8 protein-coding genes are annotated in these 10,735 nt (G+C 65.3%); 4 read left to right on the top strand and 4 right to left on the bottom strand.

Features of this window, described 5'->3' with window-relative positions:
• Positions 1-856 (bottom strand): phosphoribosylformylglycinamidine cyclo-ligase (gene purM, locus V7E26_RS26655; RefSeq protein WP_324422108.1); only part of this gene is annotated, 856 nt, incomplete at its 3' end.
• A 150-nt stretch (positions 857-1,006) separates the two neighbouring features.
• Between purM and V7E26_RS26650 the strand changes: the two genes are divergently transcribed.
• The 4 genes from V7E26_RS26650 to ppx all read left to right on the top strand — a co-directional run bounded on the left by V7E26_RS26650 (position 1,007) and on the right by ppx (position 6,188).
• Positions 1,007-1,549 (top strand): CDP-alcohol phosphatidyltransferase family protein, encoded by a 543-nt coding sequence (locus tag V7E26_RS26650; protein WP_324422106.1) that lies wholly within the window; start codon positions 1,007-1,009, stop codon positions 1,547-1,549.
• Positions 1,550-1,646: 97 nt separating this feature from the next.
• Positions 1,647-2,324 (top strand): DnaA ATPase domain-containing protein, encoded by a 678-nt coding sequence (locus V7E26_RS26645; protein ID WP_324422104.1) that lies wholly within the window; start codon positions 1,647-1,649, stop codon positions 2,322-2,324.
• A 147-nt stretch (positions 2,325-2,471) separates the two neighbouring features.
• Positions 2,472-4,673: an RNA degradosome polyphosphate kinase gene (locus V7E26_RS26640; protein ID WP_324422110.1), complete on the top strand. Its 2,202-nt coding sequence runs from the start codon at positions 2,472-2,474 to the stop codon at positions 4,671-4,673.
• A gap of 12 nt (positions 4,674-4,685) precedes the next feature.
• Entirely contained in the window at positions 4,686-6,188 is a 1,503-nt protein-coding gene (gene ppx / locus V7E26_RS26635) for an exopolyphosphatase (RefSeq protein WP_324422103.1), read from the top strand.
• 17 nt (positions 6,189-6,205) lie between these two features.
• Here ppx and V7E26_RS26630 read toward each other — a convergent pair whose 3' ends face one another.
• From V7E26_RS26630 to V7E26_RS26620, 3 genes are all read right to left on the bottom strand, one after another.
• Entirely contained in the window at positions 6,206-7,159 is a 954-nt protein-coding gene (locus V7E26_RS26630) for an alpha/beta fold hydrolase (RefSeq protein WP_324422101.1), read from the bottom strand.
• Between the two features lie 24 nt (positions 7,160-7,183).
• Entirely contained in the window at positions 7,184-8,506 is a 1,323-nt protein-coding gene (locus V7E26_RS26625; protein ID WP_324422099.1) for an FAD-dependent oxidoreductase, read from the bottom strand.
• 94 nt (positions 8,507-8,600) lie between these two features.
• Positions 8,601-10,735, bottom strand: a 2,135-nt coding sequence (locus V7E26_RS26620; protein WP_324422097.1) for an efflux RND transporter permease subunit, incomplete at its 5' end; no start/stop codon positions are given.

Raw genomic sequence — 10,735 nt, 5'->3', positions numbered from 1 at the left:
TGAACACCGGCAGCACCGGCAGCCGCGCCAGATCGATGCCGACGCCGAGATGCTTCGGCAGCACGCGCGGAATGTTGTCGGTGAAGCCGCCGCCGGTGATGTGGGCGAGGCCCTTGATCGCGCCGGTCTCGCGGATCGCGCGCAGGCACGATTTCACATAGAGCCGCGTCGGCGCCAGCAGCGCGCCGCCCAGCGTCATGACCGGCGAGAACGGCGCCGGCGCATCGAAGCCGAGGCCGGATTGCGCGACGATCTTGCGGACCAGCGAGAAACCGTTGGAGTGCACGCCCGACGAGGCCAGTCCGATCACGGCGTCGCCCGCGGCGATATCGCCGCTCGGCAGCAGCGTGCCGCGCTCGGCCGCTCCCACCGCAAAGCCCGCGAGGTCGTAGTCGCCATCCTTGTAGAGCCCCGGCATCTCCGCGGTCTCGCCCCCGATCAGGGCGCAGCCGGATTCGCGGCAACCCTCGGCAACGCCGGCCACGATGGCAGCGGCGGCCTCCGGATCGAGCTTGCCGCAGGCAAAATAGTCCAGGAAAAACAACGGTTCCGCGCCTTGCACGACGAGGTCGTTGACCGACATCGCGACCAGGTCGATGCCGATTCCGCCATGCAGGCCGGTCTCGATCGCGACCTTGACCTTGGTGCCGACGCCGTCGGTCGCCGCCACCAGGACGGGGTCCTTGAAGCCCGCCGCCTTGAGGTCGAACAGGCCGCCGAACCCGCCGATCTCGGCGTCGGCGCCGGCCCGCGCGGTGGCGCGCACCATCGGCTTGATGAGATCGACAAGGCGGTTGCCTGCATCGATATCGACCCCCGAATCGGCGTAAGTGAGCCCGTTTTTGCGGTCGTTCATGCCCAAATTCCAGTATGATGACGGCTGGTTACGAGGAATTCAGCGATCCTGCAATGGCTCGCAAGCGCCTGACGCATATACTATGTAGACAAGGACCGGCAGAACCCGCCAGGGGCCGGATTTGAGGCCGGGAGCCGGGAAGCGACCGAGTTGAGCATTCCGAACATCATTACGCTGGGGCGCATCATTCTGGTGCCGATCATCGTCTGGGCGATCGTCTCCAGCCAGATGGAAATCGCCTTCGCGATCTTCGTCATTGCAGGCGTCAGCGACGCCGTCGACGGCTTTCTCGCCAAGCGGTTCAACATGTCGAGCGAACTCGGCGCCCTGCTCGATCCGCTCGCCGACAAGGCGCTGCTGGTTTCGATCTTCGTCGCGCTCGGCATCTGGGGCGCGGTGCCGCGCTGGCTCGTCATTCTCGTGGTGTCGCGCGACATCATGATCGTCACGGCGGTGATCGTGTCATGGCTGTTCGACAAGCCCATTCCGATGAAGCCGCTGATGGTGTCGAAGCTCAACACGGTCGCGCAGGTGGCCTTCGCCGCATTGGTGCTGGCCTCGCTCGGATTCAATTTCAAGCCGGCGCCCTACGACGTGATCCTGATGGGATTTGTCACCGTCTTCACGCTGGTTTCCGTCTCGCTCTATCTCGTCGAGTGGGTGCGGCACATGAGCACGATCGAAGCGCGCTAGCTTCCTCTTTTATTTGATCCGTTTTCTTCGCGCTGACAGGTAGCCATTTCGCTTGAAAAGGCTATGAATGCCCTTCAATCCCGGCTTGGAGACTTGCGTGGCAGTTCGCGTTCAACCCCGTCAGCTTGCCTTCGCGCTGCCGCATGCGGAGAGCCTGACGCGCGACAATTTTCTGGAAGGCCCGGCCAATGAGGCGGCGCTCTCGCTGATCGAAAGCTGGCCGGACTGGCCGAACCGCGTCATGCTGCTGGTCGGGCCGGAGGGCGCCGGCAAGAGCCACCTCGCCGCGATCTGGGCAGAGAAGGCCGGTGCACGCTCGACCGCGGCGCATGCGCTCAGCCCCAATGCCGTCCCGGGCGCGCTCGCCACCGGCGCGCTCGTGGTCGAGGATTTGCGGCCGGCCGATTTCGACGAGCGGGCGATGTTTCATCTCTTGAATCTGGCACGCGAGGATGCGGCCTACATCCTGATCACCGCGCGTGTTCCGCCGTCGGCCTACGAGATCGAGCTGCGCGATCTTCGCTCCCGCCTGCGCGCCGTGCCGACCGTGTCGCTGTCGCCGCCCGACGACCAGCTATTCCGTGGCCTGCTCATCAAGTTCTGCGCCGACCGCCAAATGAGCATCGACGAAACGGTCGTGAGCTATCTCGCCAGCCGGATCGAGCGCTCCTATGCCGCCGCCCGCCGGGCCGTGGAACTCCTGGATACCGAGGCACTGCGGCTCGGCCGCCCGGTGACCAGGTCACTGGCTGCAGAACTGCTGCGTAACGTTTGAGCGGTATCGGGTGCTGCCTCCTGCCGCCTTGACGGCGGCCTCGGGCGGAAACATCAATGTCATCGAAACGTCATCGGAATATCACATGCTCCGGCCGCATCCCCCCTTATGGTCGGCCCTACCTTGCCCGAGATGGATCACAGCCTCATGGAATCGGCACAAGTTATTGAAATAAAAGAAAAAGAAGAACTTGCCGAGACTGCCCCCGCGATCGCCACCAGCCCGGAGCGGTTCATCAACCGTGAGCTGTCCTGGCTGCATTTCAACCGCCGTGTGCTCGAGGAATCCGTCAATCCCGGTCATCCCGTACTGGAGCGGGTTCGTTTCCTGTCGATTTCTGCCAATAACCTTGATGAGTTCTTCATGGTCCGCGTCGCCGGTATCAAGGCGCAGGTCCGCGAAGGCATTGCCGAACGCAGCCCCGACGGCATGACGCCGAGCGAGCAGCTCACCCTGATCAACAAGACGGTTTCGGAACTTGCCTCCGATCAGCAGGCGATCTGGCGCGACCTGCGCGCCACCCTGGCGGAAGCCGGCATCAAGCTGGTCGACGGCCACGAATTCACCAAGGCGGAGCGGAGCTGGCTCGAGGATCATTTCCTCCGCAGCATCTTCCCGCTGCTGACGCCGCTGGCGATCGATCCGGCGCACCCGTTCCCGTTCATTCCGAGCCTCGGCTTCACGATCGCGCTGCAATTGTCGCGCACCGCGGACGGCAAGGCGATGAACGCGCTGATCCGCATGCCCGGCAAGATCGACCGGTTCATTCGCATGCCCGCCGGCAAGGACGGCGCGGTGCACCTGATCCCGCTGGAGCAGGCCACCGGCATGTTCATCGGCCGCCTGTTCCCGGGCTACACCGTCAAGGGCCAGGGTGCCTTCCGCATCATCAGGGACTCCGAACTCGAAATCGAGGAAGAGGCCGAGGATCTGGTCCGCGTGTTCGAGACCGCGCTGAAGCGCCGCCGGCGCGGTTCGGTGATCCGGCTCGAGATGGACGCCAAGATGCCGGAAGCGCTGCGCGCCTTCGTGCAGCAGGCGCTTTCCGCCGCCGACGACGAGGTGTTCCTGGTCGAGGGCGTGCTGGCGATGAACGAGCTCTCGCAGCTCACGCGGCTCGACCGGCCCGACCTCGAATTCACGCCCTACGTACCGCGGCATCCGGAGCGGGTGCGCGACCATGGCGGCGACATCTTCGCGGCCATCAGGCAGAAGGACCTGATCGTCCATCATCCCTATGAATCGTTCGACGTCGTCGTGCAGTTCCTGCAGCAGGCGGCGCGCGATCCCGACGTCGTCGCGATCAAGCAGACGCTCTACCGCACCTCGAACAACTCGCCGATCGTGCGCGCGCTTGCCGAAGCGGCCGAGGCCGGCAAATCGGTGACCGCGCTGATCGAGCTCAAGGCGCGGTTCGACGAGGAAGCCAATATCCGCTGGGCGCGCGACCTCGAACGCGCCGGCGTGCAGGTCGTGTACGGCTTCCTCGAACTGAAGACGCACGCCAAGCTGTCGATGGTGGTACGGCGCGAGGGCGGCAATCTGACGACCTATGTGCACACCGGTACCGGCAACTATCATCCGGTCACCGCGCGCATCTATACCGATCTTTCGTATTTCACTTCGGACCCGATCATCGGCCGCGATGCCGCGCGCGTCTTCAACTACATCACGGGTTACGCGGAGCCGAGCGACATCGAACGCATGGCGGTGTCGCCGTTGACGCTGCGCAAGCGCATCATCGAGCACATCAAGGGCGAGACCAATCACGCACGGCACGGCAAGCCGGGCGCGGTCTGGATGAAGATGAACTCGCTGGTCGATCCCGACATCATCGACGCGCTGTACGAGGCCTCGCAGGCCGGCGTGTCGATCGAGCTGGTGGTGCGCGGCATCTGCTGCCTGCGGCCCGGCCTGCCCGGCCTATCGGACAATATCCGCGTCAAATCGGTAATCGGCCGCTTCCTGGAGCACGGCCGCATCTACTGCTTCGGCATGGGTCAGGGCCTGCCCGGACCGAAGGCCGCTGTGTATATCTCGTCCGCCGACATGATGCCGCGGAACCTCGACCGCCGCGTCGAAGTGCTCTGTCCGCTGCAAAATCCGACGGTACATCAGCAGGTTCTCGAACAGATCATGGTCGCGAACCTGAAGGATACCGAGCAGAGCTGGCAGTTGTTGCCGGACGGGTCGTCAACGCGTATGAAGGCCGCGAAAGGCGAAGAGCCCTTCAATCTGCACAATTATTTCATGACGAATCCGAGTCTGTCAGGCCGTGGAAAGTCTCTCAAGGAATCTTCGCCGCGCCGCCTCACGCGCCGTAACGAGCGTCAGCAGCAATCGTCATAAGGGGTGTCGGCTGTGAAGCGACCGCGCAAGCGCGCTTCCAGCGTCGCCGTCATCGATATCGGTTCGAACTCGGTTCGTCTCGTCGTCTACGAGACGATGGCGCGCAGCCTCGTCACCATCTTCAACGAGAAGGCGCTGTGCGGGCTCGGCCGCGAGGTGCAGAGCACCGGCCTCCTCGCCGAGGATGCCGTGAACAAGGCGCTGACGGCGCTGCGGCGCTTCCGTGCGCTGTGCAAGATCCAGCAGGTCGGGCGTGTCTTTGCCATCGCCACCGCCGCCTGCCGCGACGCCAAGAACGGTCCCGACTTCATCGCGAAGGCCGAACGCATCTGCGGCGCACCTATCCAGATCCTGTCGGGCCCGCGCGAGGCGAAGCTTTCCGCGCTCGGCGTCGTCTCCGGCATCCACAATCCTGATGGCATCGTCGGCGATCTCGGCGGCGGTTCGCTCGAACTGATTGGCGTACAAAAAAATCGCGTCCATAGCGGCGTCACGCTGCCGCTCGGCAGCCTGGCGCTGCAGGACCTCTCGCACAAATCATTGAAGCGCGCCGAGCGCATCGTGAGCGACGCGCTGTCGGACGTCGCCCAGCTCAAGGCGGGCCAGGGCCGCACCTTCTACGCGGTCGGCGGCACCTGGCGCGCGCTGGCGCGCATCCACATCGTGCAGAGCGGCTATCCGCTGCGCGTGATGCATGGCTATTCGATCCCGGCCGCCGATGCGCTTGACTTCGCGCGGCGCCTGCGCCGGCTGGTGGCCGCCGACATGCTGGCCGACATCGAAGTCGTCGCGGATGCCCGCCGCCCGCTGTTGACCTATGCGGCGCTGGTGCTCGAATACATCATCCGGATCGGCCGTCCCAAGGAGATCGTGTTCTCGACCTTCGGCGTGCGCGAAGGCCTGCTCTACGAGATGCTGTCGCCGCAGGAGCGCGCCAAGGACGGTTTCATGTGTGCCGCGCAGACCCTGAACGGATTGCTGTCGCGCTCGGCGCGTCATGCCGAGGAGCTGGTTGCGTGGACCGATCGGCTGGTGCGGGTGGTGAAGCTGCGCGAGACCGAGGAAGACCGCCGGCTGCGCCACGCCGCCTGTCTGCTCTCGGACATCGGCTGGCGCGTGCATCCAGACCACCGCGGCGAGGAAACGCTGAGCCTGATCACCAACGGCAATTTCGGCTCGATCAGCCATCAGGGCCGCGCCTTTGTCGCGCTGTCGGTGTTCTATCGCTACGCCGGTCTCAGCGAAGAGAACGAACCGCCGGAGAAAATCCGCGAGCTGGTGCCGCCGGCGATGGACGAGCGCGCCCGCGTGCTCGGCGCCGCCTTCCGCGTCGCGCATCTGATCTCGGCGGCACGCACAGGCGTCTTGCCCGCGACCCATTTCCGCAGCCGCGACCGCAAGCTGATGCTGGTGTTCGAGCATCGCATGGTCGACCTCGTCGCCGATCGCGTCGGCAGCCGCTTCAAGCAGCTCGCGCGTCTGGTCGGTCGCACCGGCTCGATCGTGCGGAAGTGAGATAGGTCTCGCCCGCGCTACAGCCCGCGCACGAACGCTTCGAGCGCCGCGCTGGTCTCGTCAGGCGCCTCCTGCTGCACCCAATGGCCGATATCCGGAAGGATGGTGGAGCCGCGGAAATCGGCGCAGGCCAGCCCCGGATCGACATAGAGGTCCATGCCTGGAATGAAGGCGCGCACGGGATCGCGCCCGCCGGCGATGAAGGCCGATGGCTGCGCAATGCCGCGCCCGTTAAGTTCGGCGAGATCGGCGAAGTCGAGGTCCTGCGCGCGGTAGCGATTGAGCGGTCCGCGAAAGCCGCCGGCGCGGAAAGCTTCGGCATAGATCGCCAGGTCGCGCTCGGTCATCCAGCCCGGAAAAGGTTGCGGGTCGACAAGCCCATCAAGCAGCTTTGCGTCCGGCGATTTCGACTCCAGCCATTTGTTCTGAGACGCCTCGCCCGCCAGCGCAAAATACATCTTGCGCAGGGCGCGCGTGACATCGGCTTCCAGTTCGGCTTCCGCGACGCCCTCTTGCTGGAAGTAGATCTGGTAGAAAAAGCGCCCCTTGTAGATCGCTCGGACCGCCTCGATGAACGATACGGGTCCACGCGGACGGAACGGCACGCTGAGGCCGGCCACCGCCCTGATCCTGTCGGGGTGAAGCAGCGCCGTATGCCATACGATCGGCGCGCCCCAGTCGTGGCCGAACAGAATGGCCGGCCCATCGCCCAGACGATCGATCACGGCGGCAACGTCGGAAGCGAGCTGGCGGAGCGTATAGGCCGCGATTTCCTTCGGCTTCGAGCTTCCGCCGTAGCCGCGCACGTCGAGCGCGGCTACCCGAAAACCCCGTGCCGCGAAATGCGCGATCTGGTGCCGCCAGGAGTACCAGAGCTCCGGGAAGCCGTGGACGCAGACGATCAGCGGACCCGAGCCGCTGACGGCGACATTGAGCTCGATCGCTCCGTTTCGGACGGTGACGAAATCCATTCGCGGCTTCCCTTGCACGGCCGATCACATCAGCGACTTCACGCGCGCCGCCAGCGCCGGGTCGCGCAGCGCCGCCTGCGGCCTGAGCAGTTGGGAGACTTCGGCGGTCAAGAGATGCACCTCGGGATCCTGCGCGGCGAGCCTGGTCAGGGCCGCGCCATACTGCAGGCGCTGCGCGAGATCTGCAGGACGGACGCCGCGCGTTGCCGGATAGACGAAATCGTTGACGGCAACGGCCCAGGGTGCGGCGATGGTGTCCTGGATCGCCGCGAAGAAATCGCGCGCCAGGCGCTCCATCGGCACGCCGTCCGCCAGCAACCGCTCCAGGATCACGGCTTCCTGTGCCGCCACGCTCATGCCCTGGCCGAACACCGGATTGAACCGGCAGAGCGAATCGCCGATCGGCAGCAGTCCCGCCGGGAACGACTCCAGCCGCTCGAAATGCCGGCGGATGCTGCAGGGAAGCTGGTAGCGAACGATATCGGTCACCGCTCTCGCATCCCTGACCGCGTCATGGATCGTCGACGTGCGCAGGCTTTTGACGAAATCCATGAATCCCGCGCGATCGCCGGGAGGCGCATCGCCATGATTGCCTCCGATCGAAAGCACCCATTGCTGGTTCTCGATCGGAAACAGGAACGCCCCGCGGCTGCTGGCAGGCGCCGTCGGCAGCATCACATTGCCCAGCCAGTCGGCTTTGTGATCGCGCCGCTCGACAATGGTCGTCGCATAGGCCTGATCGATGCCTATCTCGGTTTCCTCGGGCTTCGGCAAGGAAAGCTGTTCGAGCAGTTGCAGCGTCAACCCGCAGCGGCCGGAGGCTTCGACCACCAGGTCGGATTCGACCGTCACGGCCGGACCATCGTCGCCTTCATAGCTGACGGCCTCGACCCGCGCCGCATCGCGCGACGCGACAAGCCCTGTCACACGCGAGCGCGCGCAAATGTCGATATTGGGAGTTTGCCGGACGCGTCCTCGCGTAACGGCCTCGAGCAGCGGCCGCGACATGTTGAAAATATCGATGCCGAGATCGCGAATGGGAAATGGATCGAACCCGGGCCGCTCGAACTGGATGTCCTTGCCGGCGCGGTTCTTGACCGCCCCTGCCTTCGCCAGATCCTGTTCAAATCCCGGAAACAGCGCTTGCAGGGCCTTCAGTCCGCCGGCCAGCAGGGCGTGGGCATGCTGGCATTGCGGCGTCCCTCGCCGCGGCGCCGCCTCCACCGGAAGAACGTCCCTCTCGATGACAGTGACTTTCTTAAAGTGCCTGGAAATCGCCTGTGCGGCCGTGAGGCCGGCCATGCCGGCGCCAATGACCACCGCATGACTTCGTGCCAGATCCGGCATGTGCCCCTCCCGTGATGGAGTTTCTCAGCCCCGGCGCAGATCCGCCGGGCGGAACCAGCCTATCTGATCCTATCGCGGCCGATGGTGAAAGAGCTCACAAGTTTGGGGGCAGTAGAAAAGTGCTGGCCGCCGACTGGACTGCACCGGCTTCCGCTTGCCCGGGCCCCGTCCTGCTCGCGGCTACCTTGCCGAGCCCGGCCCCCTTTACCAACGCGTAGATCGCCGGGATCACGATGAGCGTCAGCAGCGTCGAGGAGACCATGCCGCCGATCATCGGGACCGCGATGCGCTGCATGATCTCCGAGCCCGCGCCGGTACTCCACATGATCGGCAGCAGGCCGGCCATGATCGCGACCACCGTCATCATCTTCGGACGCACCCGCTCGACCGCGCCTTCCATGATGGCCTCGTAGAGATCACTGCGCGTCAGGGCGCGGCACTCGGCGGCCCTGCGCGCCCGCCGCTGGTCCAGCGCCTGATCGAGATAGATCAGCATCACCACGCCGGTCTCGGCAGCAACGCCCGCGAGCGCGATGAAGCCGACCACCACGGCGACCGACAGATTGAAGCCGAGCCACCACATCAGCCAGAGCCCGCCGACCAGCGCGAACGGCAGTGAGAGCATCACGATCAGCGTCTCCGTCAACGAGCGGAAATTGAGATAGAGCAGCAGGAAGATGATGGCGAGCGTCACCGGGACCACGATCTTCAACCGCGCCGCGGCCCGCTCCAGATATTCGTACTGGCCGCTCCACACCAGATAGGTGCCCGATGGAAACTGGATGCTGGCTCTCACCGCGGCCTGCGCATCGGCGACATAGCCGCCGATGTCTCGGTCCCTGATGTCGACATAGACGTAGGTCGCGAGCTGGCCGTTCTCGGTCCGGATCGAGGTCGGGCCGCGGGCGGGTGCAACCCTGGCCACCTCGCCGAGCGGCACCGCCCCGCCGGCCGGCATCGGCACCAGCACTTCGCGCGCGATCGACGTGGGATCGCTGCGCAGATCCCGGGGATAGCGCATGTTGACGGAAAAGCGCTGGCGGCCCTCGACCGTCGTCGTCACGGTCTGCCCGCCAAGCGCGGTCGCAATCACGTCCTGCACGTCCTGAACCATGATGCCGTAGCGCGCCAGCGCCGCTCGATCCGGCACGATGTCGAGATAGTAGCCGCCAATACCCCGCTCGGCGTAGGCCGACGACGTTCCGGGCACGGCGCGGAGCACCTGCTCGACCTGTTTGGCGAGGCGGTCGATCTCGACGAGATCGGCGCCGATCACCTTGACGCCGATCGGCGTGCGGATGCCGGTCGAGAGCATGTCGATGCGCGCCTTGATCGGCTGGGTCCAGGCGTTGGAGACGCCGGGAAACTGCAGCGCCTTGTCCAGTTCCGCTGTCAGGCCTTCGAGCGTCAGTCCCGCCCGCCATTCGGCCTTGGGCTTGAGATTGATGATGGTCTCGAACATTTCGGTCGGCGCCGGGTCGGTCGCGGTCGCGGCACGCCCCGCCTTTCCGTAGACCGACTCCACCTCGGGGAAACTCCTGATGATGCGGTCCTGCATCTGCAGCAGTTCGGCGGCCTTGGTGACGGAAAGACCCGGCAGCGTGGTCGGCATGTAGAGCAGCGTCCCCTCGTTCAGATTGGGCATGAACTCAGTGCCGAGTTGCCGCGCCGGCCACACCGTTGCGGCGAGGATGCCGAGCGCGATCAGGATCACCGCGATCTTGGCGCGCATGACCGCATGGATGACCGGGCGATAGATCCAGATCAGCAAGCGGTTGATCGGATTCCTGTGCTCGGGAATGATCCTGCCGCGCACGAACACCACCATCAGCGCCGGTACCAGCGTCACCGACAACAGCGCCGCCGCCGCCATCGCGAACGTCTTGGTGAAGGCCAGCGGGCTGAACAGCCGGCCCTCCTGCGCCTCCAGCGTGAAGATCGGCATGAACGACACGGTGATGATCAACAGGCTGAAGAACAGCGCCGGCCCGACCTCGGCGGCCGCCTCGATCAGGATCGCAAGGCGTGGCTGCCCCGGCCCGGCCCGCTCGAGGTGCTTATGGGCATTCTCGATCATGACGATGGCCGCATCGACCATCGCGCCGATCGCGATCGCAATGCCGCCCAGGCTCATGATGTTGGAACCGATGCCGAGCAGTTTCATCGCCGCAAATGCCATCAGCACGCCGACCGGCAGCATCAGGATCGCGACCAGCGCGCTGCGGACGT

The organism is Bradyrhizobium sp., from assembly GCF_036735945.1.
Taxonomy (GTDB): Bacteria; Pseudomonadota; Alphaproteobacteria; order Rhizobiales; family Xanthobacteraceae; genus Bradyrhizobium.
This window is presented reverse-complemented; position numbering and strand designations above follow the sequence as displayed.